At 40.3% G+C, this 14,802-nt stretch carries 23 protein-coding genes; 9 read left to right on the forward strand and 14 right to left on the reverse strand.

Features of this window, described 5'->3' with window-relative positions; translation table 11 throughout:
• Nucleotides 1-5 precede the first annotated feature (5 nt).
• From ACRC32_RS04335 to ACRC32_RS04360, 6 genes are read left to right on the forward strand one after another with little or no spacing between them, the layout of a single operon-like run.
• Nucleotides 6-3,227, forward strand: coding sequence for a hypothetical protein (locus ACRC32_RS04335; RefSeq protein WP_438552827.1), 3,222 nt, complete (start codon nt 6-8; stop codon nt 3,225-3,227).
• 2 nt (nt 3,228-3,229) lie between these two features.
• On the forward strand, nt 3,230-4,714 hold the full coding sequence (locus tag ACRC32_RS04340) for a hypothetical protein (RefSeq protein WP_438552828.1): 1,485 nt from the start codon (nt 3,230-3,232) through the stop codon (nt 4,712-4,714).
• 3 nt (nt 4,715-4,717) lie between these two features.
• Entirely contained in the window at nt 4,718-5,014 is a 297-nt protein-coding gene (locus ACRC32_RS04345) for a hypothetical protein (RefSeq protein WP_438552829.1), read from the forward strand.
• A gap of 3 nt (nt 5,015-5,017) precedes the next feature.
• Nucleotides 5,018-5,653 carry a hypothetical protein gene (locus tag ACRC32_RS04350; RefSeq protein ID WP_438552830.1) on the forward strand — a complete coding sequence of 212 codons (636 nt, stop codon included), beginning with the start codon at nt 5,018-5,020 and terminating at the stop codon, nt 5,651-5,653.
• Between the two features lie 2 nt (nt 5,654-5,655).
• The gene (locus tag ACRC32_RS04355) at nt 5,656-6,465 is read left to right on the forward strand and encodes a hypothetical protein (RefSeq protein WP_438552831.1); all 810 of its coding nucleotides are present in this window, start codon (nt 5,656-5,658) and stop codon (nt 6,463-6,465) included.
• Between the two features lie 55 nt (nt 6,466-6,520).
• A complete protein-coding gene (locus tag ACRC32_RS04360; RefSeq protein WP_438552832.1) occupies nt 6,521-6,910 on the forward strand; it encodes a hypothetical protein in 390 nt (129 codons plus the stop codon).
• Here the strand turns inward: ACRC32_RS04360 and ACRC32_RS04365 are convergent.
• Genes ACRC32_RS04365 through ACRC32_RS04380 form a run of 4 tightly spaced genes read right to left on the reverse strand, consistent with a single transcriptional unit; the run spans nt 6,874 to nt 10,136 of the window.
• Nucleotides 6,874-7,266 (reverse strand): hypothetical protein, encoded by a 393-nt coding sequence (locus ACRC32_RS04365; RefSeq protein ID WP_438552833.1) that lies wholly within the window; start codon nt 7,264-7,266, stop codon nt 6,874-6,876. The two genes, ACRC32_RS04360 and ACRC32_RS04365, sit on opposite strands and share 37 nt — an antisense overlap.
• Complete coding sequence (locus tag ACRC32_RS04370; protein ID WP_438552834.1) at nt 7,256-7,477, reverse strand: hypothetical protein; 222 nt, start codon at nt 7,475-7,477, stop codon at nt 7,256-7,258. The genes ACRC32_RS04365 and ACRC32_RS04370 overlap by 11 nt, the downstream gene beginning before the upstream one ends.
• Nucleotides 7,478-7,516: 39 nt before the next feature.
• Nucleotides 7,517-8,164 carry a hypothetical protein gene (locus tag ACRC32_RS04375; protein WP_438552835.1) on the reverse strand — a complete coding sequence of 216 codons (648 nt, stop codon included), beginning with the start codon at nt 8,162-8,164 and terminating at the stop codon, nt 7,517-7,519.
• A gap of 25 nt (nt 8,165-8,189) precedes the next feature.
• A complete protein-coding gene (locus ACRC32_RS04380) occupies nt 8,190-10,136 on the reverse strand; it encodes an AAA family ATPase (protein ID WP_438552836.1) in 1,947 nt (648 codons plus the stop codon).
• Between the two features lie 100 nt (nt 10,137-10,236).
• On the opposite strand from ACRC32_RS04380, the gene ACRC32_RS04385 reads away from it, so the two are divergent.
• Nucleotides 10,237-10,392 (forward strand): DNA-binding protein, encoded by a 156-nt coding sequence (locus ACRC32_RS04385; protein WP_438552837.1) that lies wholly within the window; start codon nt 10,237-10,239, stop codon nt 10,390-10,392.
• Here the strand turns inward: ACRC32_RS04385 and ACRC32_RS04390 are convergent.
• The 6 genes from ACRC32_RS04390 to ACRC32_RS04415 are packed head-to-tail and all read right to left on the reverse strand — an operon-like array spanning nt 10,385 to nt 11,907.
• Nucleotides 10,385-10,531 carry a hypothetical protein gene (locus tag ACRC32_RS04390; protein WP_438552838.1) on the reverse strand — a complete coding sequence of 49 codons (147 nt, stop codon included), beginning with the start codon at nt 10,529-10,531 and terminating at the stop codon, nt 10,385-10,387. The genes ACRC32_RS04385 and ACRC32_RS04390 overlap by 8 nt on opposite strands.
• A complete protein-coding gene (locus ACRC32_RS04395; RefSeq protein ID WP_438552839.1) occupies nt 10,515-10,760 on the reverse strand; it encodes a hypothetical protein in 246 nt (81 codons plus the stop codon). Before ACRC32_RS04395 ends, ACRC32_RS04390 begins: the two co-directional genes overlap by 17 nt.
• Nucleotides 10,757-11,143 carry a DUF7694 domain-containing protein gene (locus ACRC32_RS04400; RefSeq protein WP_438552840.1) on the reverse strand — a complete coding sequence of 129 codons (387 nt, stop codon included), beginning with the start codon at nt 11,141-11,143 and terminating at the stop codon, nt 10,757-10,759. The genes ACRC32_RS04395 and ACRC32_RS04400 overlap by 4 nt, the downstream gene beginning before the upstream one ends.
• Nucleotides 11,124-11,570 (reverse strand): hypothetical protein, encoded by a 447-nt coding sequence (locus tag ACRC32_RS04405; protein ID WP_438552841.1) that lies wholly within the window; start codon nt 11,568-11,570, stop codon nt 11,124-11,126. The genes ACRC32_RS04400 and ACRC32_RS04405 overlap by 20 nt, the downstream gene beginning before the upstream one ends.
• A gap of 7 nt (nt 11,571-11,577) precedes the next feature.
• The gene (locus ACRC32_RS04410) at nt 11,578-11,727 is read right to left on the reverse strand and encodes a hypothetical protein (RefSeq protein WP_438552842.1); all 150 of its coding nucleotides are present in this window, start codon (nt 11,725-11,727) and stop codon (nt 11,578-11,580) included.
• Between the two features lie 9 nt (nt 11,728-11,736).
• Entirely contained in the window at nt 11,737-11,907 is a 171-nt protein-coding gene (locus ACRC32_RS04415) for a hypothetical protein (RefSeq protein WP_438552843.1), read from the reverse strand.
• 174 nt (nt 11,908-12,081) lie between these two features.
• Between ACRC32_RS04415 and ACRC32_RS04420 the strand changes: the two genes are divergently transcribed.
• Nucleotides 12,082-12,594, forward strand: coding sequence for a hypothetical protein (locus ACRC32_RS04420; RefSeq protein WP_438552844.1), 513 nt, complete (start codon nt 12,082-12,084; stop codon nt 12,592-12,594).
• A 105-nt stretch (nt 12,595-12,699) separates the two neighbouring features.
• Entirely contained in the window at nt 12,700-13,086 is a 387-nt protein-coding gene (locus ACRC32_RS04425) for a hypothetical protein (RefSeq protein WP_438552845.1), read from the forward strand.
• Here the strand turns inward: ACRC32_RS04425 and ACRC32_RS04430 are convergent.
• The 4 genes from ACRC32_RS04430 to ACRC32_RS04445 all read right to left on the reverse strand — a co-directional run bounded on the left by ACRC32_RS04430 (nt 13,083) and on the right by ACRC32_RS04445 (nt 14,733).
• A complete protein-coding gene (locus ACRC32_RS04430) occupies nt 13,083-13,706 on the reverse strand; it encodes an ERF family protein (protein WP_438552846.1) in 624 nt (207 codons plus the stop codon). The genes ACRC32_RS04425 and ACRC32_RS04430 overlap by 4 nt on opposite strands.
• Nucleotides 13,693-13,968 (reverse strand): hypothetical protein, encoded by a 276-nt coding sequence (locus ACRC32_RS04435; RefSeq protein ID WP_438552847.1) that lies wholly within the window; start codon nt 13,966-13,968, stop codon nt 13,693-13,695. The genes ACRC32_RS04430 and ACRC32_RS04435 overlap by 14 nt, the downstream gene beginning before the upstream one ends.
• A gap of 147 nt (nt 13,969-14,115) precedes the next feature.
• Nucleotides 14,116-14,361, reverse strand: coding sequence for a hypothetical protein (locus ACRC32_RS04440; RefSeq protein ID WP_438552848.1), 246 nt, complete (start codon nt 14,359-14,361; stop codon nt 14,116-14,118).
• A 90-nt stretch (nt 14,362-14,451) separates the two neighbouring features.
• A complete protein-coding gene (locus ACRC32_RS04445; RefSeq protein ID WP_438552849.1) occupies nt 14,452-14,733 on the reverse strand; it encodes a hypothetical protein in 282 nt (93 codons plus the stop codon).
• Nucleotides 14,734-14,802 lie beyond the last annotated feature (69 nt).

Below are 14,802 nucleotides of genomic sequence, written 5' to 3' on the forward strand. Positions count from 1 at the left end.
TAATTATGAGTATTGAAATTAAAGGTGCAGTTGAAGTTAGAATTGTTGATGCTAAATCTGGAGAAATCAAACAAATAATTGAGCAAGACAATTTAATTCCTAATAATACTTTTAAATTAGTACTCGGAGAGGAATCGCAGAATTTAATTTTAAAATCTCTTGGAGCTGGAGTAGGCGCAGTTATAGGAATTTTTGCCAATCTCAATCCTACAAGCGGTACATATCAGATTGGAACGCCTTTAGGAGTAGGATACGTCCCTACTGGGCTAACATCTCCTACTTGGTACGAAGAAGCCAATCCTCCTTATGGAGAGCTTTACAATCGGATCGATTACACAGGTTTCGCTCGGAGTTTTCAAGGAATCGGATTAATTAGAGAAGAAGGTACGTATACAAACGCAAAAGCAATCGCTTATTTATCTTTAGCTACAACTTGCATTCAAGGAGCTTACGATTATATTGACGTTTACTATCGCATTCAATTTCCTAGCGCTACTGGAATTACTAAAACTGGATTGCTAGATTTTGGCGGAAGATTCTTTGATACAAGATACTGGCAGTTCTTTTATCTATCAACTTACTTCGGTAAAAAACCTCAACAAGAATATACTAATCTTTGGTTTCATTCAGACAATGCTGTTATTACTACAACTCCTGCTAGAGGAGCTAGCAACACTGAAATTCGCTGGGATACAGTAACTATAAACAACGACAACTATAATACGAGATTCAATAAAGAATGGAAGGAAACCGCTCATGTCGGCACAATTTTCAACTTAATGATGCATGGGAAAAGTAGTACTCTTGGTGTCAGCACGGATTTGCAATCGGTTTACACGCATACAGATGAAATCTTAGATATTGTTGGAAATGTACCAAGCGTATTTCAAGCAATGTTCGGGCATCGAAGTACTGCTACTACTCCATTTTTTGATTCTTTAGCTCTACCTTTAGGAAATGGAAAAGTACGGTTAGCGGGTAACTGGACGGGGAAATTTCCCGAACTTTATCGAATTGATATTGTTACAGGTGGAGATATAGGAGTTGCAACTTACAAATGGTCGGTACGCAAACATCTAGGATTTGAAGGCAACACTTATACGGATAGAATTGTCAAATGCGTTTACCGCAATCCTAAAATTGCTGCTGCTCCTAAAATGCATGGCTGGCGAGAAACTGATAATGACGTACATCGCTACAGTAATACTCAAATCGTCCAATATGATGAAACCGGAGTAACTTTACTAGATGTAGTAGACGGAGCTTACCAGAATTGGGAAGCTACCACGACTCCAGTACTTGCTTGCACTCAAGCACGGCAAGTAGCAGTAGATTCAAATAATCAAAAAATCTATGTAGGATGCAGACAGACGGGATTGTGGGTAATTGACATTGCTGCAAATAGCGTTACGCGCCCGATTACTTACCCTTGCTATGGAGTTGATGTTGGAAGAGGTGGAGTAGCTTACGCGCTTGTAGAAGGCGGGTTGTATGCTTCTACTGACTGGAGTAACGCTTTTGCTTTTACATACGCCGGAGTTACAGATGGTAATTGGAGCAACGTCTACTATCTCAAAGCAGACCCAGAACATGTTGAAGATAGATTAGCTTTGGTTATTGCCGTACCGAGCGCGAACAACAAAATTGTTTGGTTACGAGTTAATCCTCAACCTATAACTTTTACCTATAGTAGTAATGGCGATAATAATGGTATTTGTTACTATCGCGGTACTTACAACAATCAAGAAACAGCCTGGACAAATCCTCATACTGCTGCAACTGTAACTGTAATCGCTAGCGCCACAAATAGCGGATCGGTTACTAACCTTACTTCCCGTACTACTGATTCTCACAATACTACTAACGCTGCTGCTGCTTGGATAGCAATTGATTTAGGAGAGGATGTTTTATTTACTCCGAATAGTTATACTTTGCAAAACCATAATGTTGCAAGCTCGGCAATTAGAAATTGGAAATTACAAGGAAGTAACAACGTTGGAGCAAACACACCAGCAGGGATTATTGCTGCTACTTGGGTAGATTTAGACACTCGCGTTAACGATGCTTCTATGGCAAATATAGCTAGCGTTTGGGGAAGTTATTCTATTACTCCTCCGAGTGTCGGCTATCGCTGGATGAGGATATTGCAAACTGGACTTAATGCTAGTAGTACAAATATTTTAGCGATCTCTGAATTTGAATTTTATGGGACACTAAACTTTCAAAAAGCAACATCGGGAATCCAAGACATCCACGTCAAACCTTGGACGGCAGCAGTTGATGTATCGGATGTAGGTAGTTTTTGGGCGACCACTTACACTTCTGGCACGAACATGTTTGCGAGAAAATTGTATTTTGGTTTAGCGAGGAATAAAGATTCAACTCAGACCAATACAATTGTCTCTCAAACTATAAACCATCCAACTTGGGGGAGCGTATTTTTATTTAAGATCGCTTTTTATAAAAATTATCTCATTACATCTACAGCGCTATTAGATTTTTTTTTAGCGGTAGTTAACAATTATACGGCAATTGGAGCGAGAACGTTTTTAATTCATTTAGATAGTGGTATTGTCTTAAACTCTCAAGGATTAAGGCAATTATTTACCGATAATACTTACTGCTGGAGTGCTTACGGTTGGAATGGTAATGCTTGGGAGTTAGGGCATTCAGGAGTCGAATTTACACATCTAGATAACAAAAACTTAGCGTCAGGAGTAAATGTAAGATTTGAAAGTAGTAACAATGCTCCGATTTTTAATACTACTGATTTTTATACGCAATCGATAAATTATGGATTCTTGAAAGATAATGCATCTTATTTGAATTGGAGTTCAACTCAATTTACCAAACCTACTCATTTTAGAGATAAGTACGAGATTACAATACCTGAAAACGGCAGTCTTTATGTTCCACTTCCCTACATGGATGGAACTAATACATTCGAGCTTATTTCGACTTTTGCTTTTGTTTACATTAGCGATTCGAGTTTATATGATGTTTTTATTGATGGAGAGCCAGCAGTAAGGATATTAAGCTTTAATGGCGCTCCTTACGTACAAACTGGATTAACTAGCACAGGACAGCCCGTTTACAACGTTAATCCATTAGCGCCAGTACCTACTAATTATCGAGAGTGCGTCATATTCAGTACTGGTTTTGTTTTATTTGGTCCTGGATGCGTACAAGTACCGATTGCAATTTACTATACTTGGATTGAAGCTTAGTTATGGCAGTAATTAATAGCTATACATTTTTAGGCAATGCTACTTTTGTCATTCATCTCAATGATGGAATTGTTTTATATGGCAACTCTTTAAGACAGTTATTTACTGATAATGAGTACTGTTGGGAACATCACGAAATGCCAATTCTTACGAGCGCAAGTAGTCAATTTTTAGCAAATGGAGTAAACGTTCAATTTAGTAAAGAGAACTTAAAACCTCCAGAAACACCGCTTTTATCAGTAAGTGACTTTACTAGTCCTCCAGCCACTAATTATGCAGTAGATGGAAGTGTAATTAATTATTACGATCCTGCTGCATATGGAAACTGGGGAGGACTCGCTTTAGTTTACCCGCAGTTAATCACCAAGAGCGGTTGGAAATGGAATGGTAACAAATGGATAAGTATTCTAGAAGAGTATTCACCGCCGCCAACTCGCTATGCACTGACTTCTTCGGGATACAAATATCAATATTTAGTACCTGGATTACCGCTAATTAATCCAGCAACAGGTCATCCGTTTAACGATATAATAGATGGAGGTTTTGTTTATCAAGAGAGCGTTTGGACTAATTTAGAAGAAGGTCTTTTAGCTTTACCTTTTATTTGGCACAATAATCGCTGGGTTCCCGATCCTAATGCTGTTTTGTATACTGCAATCAAACCCGATCCTAACTATCCTCCTCTAACTTTACGTAGATTGGTAACAAATGATGGAATTGACTACGTAGACAAGCCTATTTACTATTGGGATTTAAGATTAGATGATTGGGCAAATTTGTATGAAGGATTGGTAGTAGGAAAATTTAAATGGGATGGAACGAGTTGGATTCATACGAATGCAATTTTGGAATGGAATCTTTCAACTCATAAATGGATAGTAATTCAAGGAACTGCTGAGACTAACGCGATTTCTGCTACAGAAATTGTCAATCCACCTCATTTTGTCAGTGGCGATTACTATACACAATCGGTAAATTGTGGAGTTTTAAAAAACAATCTTTCACAATTAGTTATAGATTTAAGTTGGAGAGTAACGCCGTCAATTCCTATACCGCAGCAAGAAACGTACAGTACTCTTTATCCACATGAGACTAGAAACATAAACTCAATTTCAGCATTTTATCTACCAGCTAAATTTAATTCTACCTTTGAAAAAATTGATTTCGCCGCAGGATACAGCGTTACTATAGATGGCGCTGTTGCTACTGTTTATGCTGAAAAGAATGAAGACAATCCCAATCCCGAAGAACAGCTTACTCCGTATGAAGTTAGATTGCGCGAAAATGGATTAATTATTTTCTATTATCCAGAAATAGAGCAGCATTCAGTAACATTATCAAACGGAGAAACAGTTTTAACAAATTGGGACGAACGGGTTGTAAGATTGCAACCAAGATATAATGCTTCTGGAGGAGTAGTCGGTTACGATGCTGTAGGAGTACCAGTAGTTATTACTTATGCTTGGAAAATAAGAGAGCAAGATTGAAATATGACTGATTATACATATTCGTGCAACTGCCCAGATTTTACCAAACGCGCATCTAAAAATCCTAACGCTCAATCTTTATCGGAGCAAGTAGATAGGAATTGGAGTAATAGCGACGCTGGAGTAGATCCAGGAAAATTCTGCAAACACATTTGGGCGGCGATATTAGCTGAAGGAAAGTTAGATGAGTTTCCAATTCCTATAGATGTAGCAATTGCCGATCCGCCGCAACCGAGTACTCAAATTCGTCCAGAACGATTGCAATCCATACGCCGTAGAGGACATTATTTTGGAGTGTGAAACATGCCTTTTCAAGTAGATTACAGTAGCAGAGAGCAGGCGTTAGCCAAAGCGATTGTCGATGAGATGATCGAGCGTGGTGTTAATAGCGGCGGTGGCGGCGGTGGCGGTAGCGGCGATGCTATAGCATCTGGAGAAAATTTCATCGGTTCTGTCGGTGGAAAAACAACGCTAGTTCAAGCAACGTTAACCCGTCCTGCTGACACGACAGTTTATGCTGCAAACGATGCTATTACCAATTCTACATCTACGCCACAGCCAATCAACTTTGCGTCTAGCGCTCGAATTGACGCAGGTAGCGGCGTAGTCGTCGGCGCTCGATTGACCAAGAATAACAATAACTTAACAAACGCTTCCTTCCGGTTGTGGTTGTACGCGGGCGTTCCTGGAGTGCCCAACGACAATGCTACCTTTGCTCAACAGTGGGCAGATCGAACGGTGCGGCTGGGATATATTGACTTCACTTCTCCTATCCAAGGAGCCGACTGCGTTTCTTTTATTGGCGCTTTTCCTAACAACCAATACGCTTTCAAACTTAATGGAGGCACTTCTTTATTTGGAATTCTGCAAGCTTTGGCTGCGTATGGTCCTGCAAGCGGCGAACAGTTTTTTATCGAATTAGCAATCTTACAAGATTAACTATGCCTTGTCCGCTCTACACCAAACGAGCAAATCGTTCGATTTTACAACCTGCAACTCAAGACTATAGAGCTAGAATTATTCAAGTAGGAGGAAGTATAAATACTTCTTCCTTAAAAGCCGTCGATAACTTTGTTAAAGAGTGTAAAATCGATGGTATTTGGGATTTGTTGTTAGATGTTGGAGTATTTGCTGGAAACTCATTAAATTCGGCTTTAGTTAAGTTGAAATACATTCCAGGCAAGCAGTTAAATTATTCTAATTTCGGATATTCAGGTGGGAATTATTCAGAGAATCAAGGAATTCTTGGAGCGGCGAATAAATACTTAAATTCAAGGATCGCGATTAATGACCTTGGCGCAACTCCTACAGTTGCTTTCTATTTGAGAGAAGGCAATATTACAGGTGGTACTAATAATTGGTATTTGGGAGCAGGCGGGAGTAACGGAACATTCTTGGGTAGAGGAGCTAGTAACTCTCAAGATGTTTTCAATCACAGTATCAATTCTACTTACGCTACAGTTACGCAATCGTCAACTGCTGGATTCTGGGGAGGATCGAGATTTGCGAACGATAACCAAAGGCTCTATAAAAATGGCGTTCCGATCGCGACAAGCACAGCTAGCACTACGGTAAATACGGGAACGCTCGATCTATATGCTGCCGCTTATAACCTTAATGGGACTGCTTTCGGACACCTGACAAAAAGATTTTCGTTTGTTGCCTTTAGTTCCTTAATGACTGACGCACAAATGTTGTTGTTTTACCAGAGAGTTCAAGCACTACAAACGGCACTGGGCAGGCAAGTTTGACATTTTAAAATTTCAAAGCTAAGAATGAGTTGACTTCTTAGAAACGAGCAAAAAAATGTCAAGCGTCATAGAACAATTAGACGATTTGTTGGTAAGTTTAGCAGGCAGATCGATGGAAGATTTAAGCGAGAGCGAGCAAGAGATTTATTTAGGTTGGCAGCGCAACGAACATAATTTTACTCAAGCTCAATACGACGAAAGAGATAAGTGGTGGGTGGTTTGTCCCTCTTCAAAATTGGACGATTTAGAAGCTTGCAATAATAATAGCCCAGATAACGGAATCACGACGATTGCCGACAACGATGGCGATTTGTTAATTAATGGTGACTGCGTAGCTGATTGTCAGGCTGGCAGAACTTTTCAATTTCACAAAGATTTCCTGTATGGGTTGAACTTCAAACGGGCAGCTTACCCGCTTGATTTTCCGCCGCCGCCACAAATGTAAGTATCGCTAATCGTGACGATGACGCGATCGCTTCCTTTAACGTAGTGGTGGATGATTGGAGATTGGATAATCGTTAAGTTGTCCTTAGCTATTACCCCTGCTGCTACCATGCCATCGAGTAAGTATTTACTACTGGCAGCGATATTGTCGGGATCTCTAGCGTGTGTTTTTACCTGCCACTCAAAGCTCAGCCATACTAGCCCAGGAAAAAACGGAAGTTTTGCAACACCGCACTCGGTCGCGATCGCGTTCGTCCAGCGCTTTTTAATTTCAGCACTTTTGTAGCGATTTCCACGGGCATAGTCGATTTGCTCGTTTAAAGTAGGTGGCAAGGGAGAGGTAAAGCTAGCTTGCATCTTCTATTAGCTCCACACCTTTAACATTTTGAGCTGATAAGCGCGTTTCCTCCTCTCTACCATCAAACCTTACGACAACAGGTTTCAATCCGATTACGGTTGCTTTTTGCCATCCCCAAGTAGGTACGCGGATGCGATCGCCTACCCTTAAGGATCGGTTTTGCTTTGGCTGCGGCTGTTCGGGCACGGGGAATAAATCGAGTTGCTGCATGAGTAGTACAAGTTAACTATTCATGCATTATGGCATTACTTAATTATTTCTACTACGCATAAAAGATTCAAAAATCTCAGAGCGAGTTACATCATTACCAAATCTAACAGTTTCATCCTTTAAGATTGGTATGTAAAAAGATTGGCTTTCATCCCAAGGTTTTAAAGGAGCTATTTCAACCATTTTCTCAATTAACATTGAATGACATAATTGCTGACAATGTTCGGGTGCAAGTCTAAATTTTAATGCTAAATAAAAAATTTCCCACGCTCTAGGTGCAGACCATTTTAAAAATTCGTAAAGGAGAGTAATTTGATCGATATGGTCTTTTAAAAACTTCGGTAAGGATACAGATACTCCAACTTTCATTTCGTCCCATGTAACTCTTATTCCTGCTCGATTACAAACGATTTCAATATCCTCTTTTTCTTCTAATGTAGGATGTCCGATTAGATGAATTCTCTTGCCTAAGCTTGGATAGTACGTTCCGTAAAGCGTAACCTGTCCTACAGCTTCTTTGTAATTAGCTATGCGCTTAACTTCAATTACTTCTTTACTAGTTAAAACATCTATCCGTCCAGCTCCGCATACTACCTCTCGCTTGCCTCCTATTTCTGCTGCTAATGCATCAGAATACATTAGCTCTGGAATTCGATATCTGTCCGATTGAGATAAAAACTGATACATACATAAGAAGTACTAGTATCATATTTTACCACAGCAAATGTTCTGGTTTGTAATGAAGTTTATACCCTTTATATTCACATTCAGTTTCTATTACGACAGCACAGTAAATCCCATCTGGCTCATTAGAGTATTCCTTAACAATGGCTACCTTACCATCCATGTTTTCAGAGCCGGATGAGATTGTTACTTTTTGTCCAACTGGAGGAAGTGTTTCAACATTTATCGCATCTATCGAATTTTGTTGTTCAGCAGCTCTCGAATCCCCTTGCTGTGTAGTGTCTAGCCGCTGAACGCTAGAAGACGGTATTTCGGATGCGTTCAGCAGCTCTTGAGGTGCGTTCAGCAGCTCAATGTCTGATGGTGCTTGAATTTGAGTATCTGCTGAACGATTTAGTAAAGGGCAGTAATAAACTTTGTATCTAACTGCTCCATTGTCTCGATGCTTAAGTCGTTCTTCAGAAAGTACCAATCCTTTTTTCCGCATCCGCTCTAACGCCATGCGAATTGCATCCCTAGTACTACCAGCAAATTCATGGGTTAGCTCCTCCGGTTCAAATCTAACTCCGCGTGAGCTTTGTAAGTATTGCAAAACCCTTGCGGATAGAGGTAATTTACCTTTATCCAGCGTGTAATCTCCAAACTCTCCTTGGTGCTGCCAGCTATAATCTTCTACATTCAGCTCAATTTTTATAGCAGAGAAATCTACAGAGCGAGTTTTAACAATTTCTAAGATGCGCTGATTCGGGGTTAATGCTTCTACTTTCTCACCGCGCCGTAATCGCCACATCTCCGATACAGCATTCTTGATTGCTGTCGTTCCTCTCGATAATCCTGCTTTGTTCTCATGGTGCAACACTACAATTGAGCATCCATACGAGTTCGCTATATCACGCAGATCGTAGAGCGGATAAGCATACGATGAATCTTTCTCATCTTCATCAGCCGTACGGTTAGCGCTGCTCAAACTGTCAATCATGACAAAAGCCGGACGCTCTTTTTCAATCCATTTTTCTAATTGCTTAATTTGGCTAAACTGCCAATCATTAATAATGCTTACCGTACCTTTAGGAATCTCACCAAATCGAGCGATATCCAATCTTTCCCTAGTATCGATTTCTGGTTCGTCAGTCTGTACGATTAAAACTTTGCCTTGCTGCGTTGGGTATCCGTTCCAATGCTGTCCCGTCGCGATCGCTTTACAAATATCGTATCCGAGAAGCGATTTACCTACTCCACCATCAGCAACTAATACCATTGTGGTTCCTTTGCCAATCAAGCTACCGATCAGCCATTCCCGCTCGGATGGTCCATTAGCTAGGAAATCTGTAACGTCAATCGGGTTGAATTTCTTCTTTCCTTCCTTGTGTAGCCGATGTAGAGCGCGAATCTTTGACACTGGCATCCCTGACTCTAGATGCATCTGCCATAGTTCGTATTCAAACCGAGCTGGGTCATCTTCGTACAGCTCAAACATCTCATCTACTTTAGAGAGCAACTGCTCAAAGGATAACTTTACAGACGTTGCCCTTGCAGCTTTTGTTGACTTCTTTACAGGTTCGGCTACTGCTCTAAACTCATCTCTTGCGGATTGAATTAACTCCTCTCCCTGTCGTATTAACTCCCGCCGCTCCCAATGAGCTTTGATTTCTACTGCATATGCTGCAACGTTTATCGATGTTACGCATTGTTGGCAGATTTTAGCTAATGCTGTTTTCCCTCCAACCGTCTTTAACCAAGTCTTCTCTCGCAGGTAATTTGTCACGAAAACCAAATCGGTTGGTTGCGATCGCGCTGCTAGATCCTTAATCGCGGTAAATATCAGCTGATGGTTGTTGTGGTAGAAATGCTCTGGTTCTAAATCGCCAATTTGCGCGAATGCTGCTGTATCAAATAGTAAAGCTCCGATCAGCGCGATTTCCGCTTCTGTATTATGCGGCGCACCGTACTCCAATCGATCTACATTGGGTATCATAGATATAACGTATGTTAATTGTGTAACTCCTGATCTGTTGACGCAGATCAGGTAGCTTTTCTAAAGTATAATTCTATTGTAGCCTATTTGTCCTACGGTCATGGCAAGAGAAAATGTGGTTAGGGTCAGATTAACTGATAAAGAGCTAGAACGCTTAAAAGCAGAAGCGGAAAGGCTTGATATTGCGGTTTCAGAGGTAATAAGAAAGAGTTTAGATCAAACATTAAAATTTGATGCAGAACTTCAAGCTAGCTAATCCGCTCCAGTTCTTCATGGTAAAAGATAGCTCGCTCTCCTTCTTTATCCTCACCCATCACCGTCCACCCCATCGGTAAGGATGGGGTATTGCCGTTGGGAGCAATTACAGTTACTTCTCGCTCATGCTGCTTTAACATCTTCAGCCGTACTAAAACAAGGTTCGCCGTTAATCAAAATAATATTGAGCTGTCCTGCGATCGCCATATCCAAGCAGAGATTAGCTAACCTAGTTGTCTCAGCCCATTGTAAGATTGCTTCGATATCCTCAACCGATATACCTTCGAGCGTGTGAGCGGCAGGACAAGCGCTGAGAATTTTTGCTTGCTCTTGAGGCGAGACAATTTCAGAAACGTGAGTCAGTGTCATAAATGCAATCCAAAGGGTAAAGTATATCCAGCAGGTAGAACCCAAAGGTGGTAGATATTGGCATCATCTACTACGTCAGTAACAGAAGGGTAAACTTCAACTCCTACGCGATCGCTCCCGATTAGCTCGTTTTTAATCCTTTGCATATCCGACCAGGAGCGGATCGGTTTTGCATCGTGACGGCGTACCATCAGATGGTTGATGATTCCCCAAGCAGTGTATTTTTGGAAAAATTGCACCGAATAAACGTTATTCAAACAAGCTTTGAGTAGATCGTGAGGAGCTTTTTCATGGCTAGCAACATCGAGCCACTCCCATTCGCTCCAAGCATCTCGCGCCATTTGCTTGAAATCATACGCTCTCCTAGTAGTTCGATTTGCCATTGGTTGTAAGTTGAATGAGCTGTTCTCGCTGTTCCGGTAATGCGTACCACAGTTTAGGATTTTTCGATTGCTCCCTTGCTGCAATAATTTTTCCTTCCTCAATTAAGTTTCGCGCTACTGCCGTTAAATGTTGAGAGTTACATCCTAAAGTTTGCGCTAAATCGCTTGATCGCTGCGGTTGAACTAGTAATTTGAGTAAACGATCGGCTACTCGCATTTCTCGGTTTTTAAGGGAATTACCAGAACCAACAGTCATGACGTTGTTACGCCGTTTAAACTTAGGCTGTGTTACTAACTCCAACTCCATCGAACGAGCACACATACAGCAAATTGGCGAGTTTTCTACATAACAATGCGGTTTTCTAAACCTACCGCATCCACCTTTGCACCATGCTGCAAATTGCCCTTGATACAGAATCGCTTCCATATTCCTCCTATACAGCAGATGGGTTCAGATGTTGCTCTAATTCTCTAATCCGTTGTCGCAATCGCTCAATTTCTAAATTCTTTGCATCATTACAATTCTGTAATATTTCAATTTGTTGCAACAATCTAGCATTTTCTTGTTTCAAAAAATTCCTCATTTGCAATTCCTACTGTATTGCCATTTGTGCTTGAGAATTTAACCATTCAGCTACGATTTTGTTTAGTAAATCGTATTGCGTAGTATTTTGAGCAAACGCTTGATGTCTCAATTTATGCCGCAATCCACTATCAATACGGATAAATGTAGGAGTTCCTCTTTGGAGCTGAGAATTTTCCATCGCTAATCTCGGTAAAATATTTTGTATTTATTCTAGATACAAACGTTACTACTGTAAATACAGTAAAGAAAAACGTAAAATTACGTAAAAGTAAAATTAGTACTTGAGGAAAAATCCGTGTTTTTACGGTTGAATCAAGATCTCAGTTTAGGGTGTAGAGGAGAAAGTTACAGAATGGAATATTCAGAAGTCTTGCAACGAATGGCGGAGTATGCGAAAGAACTGACTCTACTCAATATGATTCGCGAAACCATCCGGTTCGTTAAGAACCATCAAAATCTGTATTTCAGCGATGTGCTAGTAGCTCTAGCTGAATATGCTGAGATTGAAAGTAATAAAGAAACTGAAAATCCCAACTGGAAACTAGTTAGTTCTTTATTAGCTACAGCAGCAGAAAAACTGGATTCAACTCAATTAGAGCGTCGTTCGGCTACTATAGATTTGCAAGTTGCGGAAGGTATAACAAACTACTATCATCGCTCGATTTTACTTGGAATGATTGAAGTTTGGACGCGAACGCTAGAACAGCAAAAATGCCGATTTAGCGAAATTTTAAGAGCTTTAAGTAATTATGCTCATAAGGAAGCTGAAGATCAGCAAACAGATGATGCAGCTTGGTTAGTCGTTGCTAAAATTATCGACTCTGCGGCAGCGGCGGCGGAACAAAAAGGTTCTGAGCTACCTTAGCTTTGTAATCTCTCTAGAGATAGATATACGTCTGTAGTAATTACTATCGACAAGTAGCGTAACTCATGTTACTTATGTTGTATCAAATGTAACGACTATAGTAACATGAGCATCAATGGTAGAGGATATACGTTTAACGGATTAAAGAAGCTAGCAAAGATTTGCAGACAAGCGAGGGGCAATTCGAGCTATCGAGAATTTGAGAGAATTACAGGTATTAGTCATGGAGTCATTCGCAGGATTGAAATCGAAGATTCTAAAATGCCAGAATACTCGACTTTAGAAAAGCTAGCACCTCATACTGGGTTCACGGTTCGTCAGTTGCAAGCGATCGCAATGCAAGAGGAAGACCTAATCGAGACAGAACAAAAGTACTGGATAGCTGAAGATATCATGCTAACTGTGCGACAGCTACCTCAAACAGAAGTAGCGCGTTTAGCCAAAATGATTATTGATTACATTGTGGAAAAACACGCTTGTAAAGATAACTAGCTCTGAGCGTTTTGTACTACTGGAGTAGGTAAAGCTTTTAAATGTGCAATAAATTGCTGCAATTCAATTTCAGTAAGTTGAGAGCGGCTATACTTACCAAATTTTTCCTGTAAAAACAATTTACCTTTCTCGTTACCCCAACCTAAACGCTTTAACTCGGCATCGCTAGCTTTCAGTAAGTTTAGATTTTGAGGAACGGATTTAGGAACTTTTTCTGGATCGTCTTCCGATGGTAGGAGGAAAAACGAGCGAACCGCGTATTTTGTCGCTCCCGTTGTCGCTTTGTAAATCGCTTTATCTCCTGTCGGTCTACCTTCTTTCCAGCTAAAATCCTCAGCGTATCCAGGAGCAGTAATCGAATGTGATTCTCCCGTTTCTGTATCGATAACTGTAAGTTGTACGATACAGCTTGCTTTTCCTGGTTCTATTTTGCTCTCGATGACATCTGCAATAATAACTAATCCATGCTCGTTACAAGCTGCTTGAGCTGGTAAGAGTACGTCGCCAGCAGTCGTGTATTTATAATTTTGGAAAGTGTTCTTACCAGATTTTTCTAACGGTTCTAATGCTTTTTGAACTGCCAGTATTTTTTGAAACAATGCTGCTTTATTGTCGCTCATAACAATCTCCTAAATCGGGTAATAGTTCTTCAAAACTGTTAACGTTATATTTAACGTTAACTCGATTTTTTGCTTTTTTAAGTATCGGCTCTGCTTGCAATTTTACGCTATCTCGCGCTTGCATCCATAAGAATTGTGCTACTGCTTCAGGGTCTTCATCCTCATCAACTTGAGTAAACATTTGAATTGATAACTCTAACGATTCGTAGTTACCTAAGTTAAACTTCCTACCATAGGTAACGGATATGTTTTTAGTTCTCATACGTAAATGTACCTAACTTGGAATATTGCAGTTGCAGGATAGTTGAACATGAACTGGGATTGCGCTCTCGTAGCAGCAAAATACTCATCGAATATCGCTACTAGTTGCCAATTCATCCCGTTGTTTGTCGACATTTCTAATGCATATTTAGTTGTCATGATTGTTCCTAATGAATGAAAGCTTTACTGGTTTGATCGCATTTTTGTCTGTAATCACAACAGTTTTACATTGTCCTCGTTTTACATATTCAACAAAGCTTTCGATTGGTGTTATCCCCATCCATCCTTTAGCAGCGTACCAGAAAACTTTTTCATCCTTGTATTCGGATACAACATAATAATCACCACGTTTCGGAATGCTGGATAGAAATCGTATTTCGTTTATTTCACTCATTGCTCTATTCCTAATAAAATAGAGGTGGATAGAAACGGTTGTTGGGGTGAATCGCATTCACCCCTTTATCAACCATCCACCCTTGTTAACTTAAAAACAATCGCATTCTTCAGGTTGCCAAAAGCAAACTATTTTCCAACCCTTAAGATATCCTTTCTCTTCTAGTAACTCTTCAATCGCTTTCGCACCTTGCTCAACTACCACCACATCAAGCACTTTATGATCTACAGGTACTTGGTAGAAATCATCGTCTATCGTTTGCGCTACCGTTATTAGCTGTACGAAGTAGCGATAGGTTTGAATTCCTCCTACCGCTAAAAACGAAATCAAAGTTGGAATCTCGTCTACTGTTGCTTCTGTTACGTATGTCATACTAGTTACATCCTTTTATTTGGTATCCCGTCTGTTGCAAGGGCGGGGTTTTTCTTTTGCTCTACTGCC

The sequence above is a fragment of the Chroococcidiopsis sp. genome, from assembly GCF_051657925.1.
Classification (GTDB): domain Bacteria; phylum Cyanobacteriota; class Cyanobacteriia; order Cyanobacteriales; family Chroococcidiopsidaceae; genus Chroococcidiopsis.

What these genes read in the sequence shown, in the direction of transcription:
- ACRC32_RS04340 (WP_438552828.1), top strand. Translation starts at nt 3,230, where the DNA reads ATGGCAGTAATTAATAGCTATACATTTTTAGGCAATGCTACTTTTGTC.
- ACRC32_RS04440 (WP_438552848.1), bottom strand. Translation starts at nt 14,361, where the DNA reads ATGAGTGAAATAAACGAAATACGATTTCTATCCAGCATTCCGAAACGT.
- ACRC32_RS04430 (WP_438552846.1), bottom strand. Translation starts at nt 13,706, where the DNA reads ATGAGCGACAATAAAGCAGCATTGTTTCAAAAAATACTGGCAGTTCAA.
- ACRC32_RS04390 (WP_438552838.1), bottom strand. Translation starts at nt 10,531, where the DNA reads ATGTTAAAGCAGCATGAGCGAGAAGTAACTGTAATTGCTCCCAACGGC.
- ACRC32_RS04405 (WP_438552841.1), bottom strand. Translation starts at nt 11,570, where the DNA reads ATGGAAGCGATTCTGTATCAAGGGCAATTTGCAGCATGGTGCAAAGGT.
- ACRC32_RS04385 (WP_438552837.1), top strand. Translation starts at nt 10,237, where the DNA reads ATGGCAAGAGAAAATGTGGTTAGGGTCAGATTAACTGATAAAGAGCTA.
- ACRC32_RS04360 (WP_438552832.1), top strand. Translation starts at nt 6,521, where the DNA reads ATGTCAAGCGTCATAGAACAATTAGACGATTTGTTGGTAAGTTTAGCA.
- ACRC32_RS04415 (WP_438552843.1), bottom strand. Translation starts at nt 11,907, where the DNA reads ATGGAAAATTCTCAGCTCCAAAGAGGAACTCCTACATTTATCCGTATT.
- ACRC32_RS04400 (WP_438552840.1), bottom strand. Translation starts at nt 11,143, where the DNA reads ATGGCAAATCGAACTACTAGGAGAGCGTATGATTTCAAGCAAATGGCG.
- ACRC32_RS04365 (WP_438552833.1), bottom strand. Translation starts at nt 7,266, where the DNA reads ATGCAAGCTAGCTTTACCTCTCCCTTGCCACCTACTTTAAACGAGCAA.
- ACRC32_RS04425 (WP_438552845.1), top strand. Translation starts at nt 12,700, where the DNA reads ATGAGCATCAATGGTAGAGGATATACGTTTAACGGATTAAAGAAGCTA.
- ACRC32_RS04335 (WP_438552827.1), top strand. Translation starts at nt 6, where the DNA reads ATGAGTATTGAAATTAAAGGTGCAGTTGAAGTTAGAATTGTTGATGCT.
- ACRC32_RS04420 (WP_438552844.1), top strand. Translation starts at nt 12,082, where the DNA reads ATGGAATATTCAGAAGTCTTGCAACGAATGGCGGAGTATGCGAAAGAA.
- ACRC32_RS04380 (WP_438552836.1), bottom strand. Translation starts at nt 10,136, where the DNA reads ATGATACCCAATGTAGATCGATTGGAGTACGGTGCGCCGCATAATACA.
- ACRC32_RS04370 (WP_438552834.1), bottom strand. Translation starts at nt 7,477, where the DNA reads ATGCAGCAACTCGATTTATTCCCCGTGCCCGAACAGCCGCAGCCAAAG.
- ACRC32_RS04355 (WP_438552831.1), top strand. Translation starts at nt 5,656, where the DNA reads ATGCCTTGTCCGCTCTACACCAAACGAGCAAATCGTTCGATTTTACAA.
- ACRC32_RS04445 (WP_438552849.1), bottom strand. Translation starts at nt 14,733, where the DNA reads ATGACATACGTAACAGAAGCAACAGTAGACGAGATTCCAACTTTGATT.
- ACRC32_RS04435 (WP_438552847.1), bottom strand. Translation starts at nt 13,968, where the DNA reads ATGAGAACTAAAAACATATCCGTTACCTATGGTAGGAAGTTTAACTTA.
- ACRC32_RS04375 (WP_438552835.1), bottom strand. Translation starts at nt 8,164, where the DNA reads ATGTATCAGTTTTTATCTCAATCGGACAGATATCGAATTCCAGAGCTA.
- ACRC32_RS04345 (WP_438552829.1), top strand. Translation starts at nt 4,718, where the DNA reads ATGACTGATTATACATATTCGTGCAACTGCCCAGATTTTACCAAACGC.
- ACRC32_RS04350 (WP_438552830.1), top strand. Translation starts at nt 5,018, where the DNA reads ATGCCTTTTCAAGTAGATTACAGTAGCAGAGAGCAGGCGTTAGCCAAA.
- ACRC32_RS04410 (WP_438552842.1), bottom strand. Translation starts at nt 11,727, where the DNA reads ATGAGGAATTTTTTGAAACAAGAAAATGCTAGATTGTTGCAACAAATT.
- ACRC32_RS04395 (WP_438552839.1), bottom strand. Translation starts at nt 10,760, where the DNA reads ATGACACTGACTCACGTTTCTGAAATTGTCTCGCCTCAAGAGCAAGCA.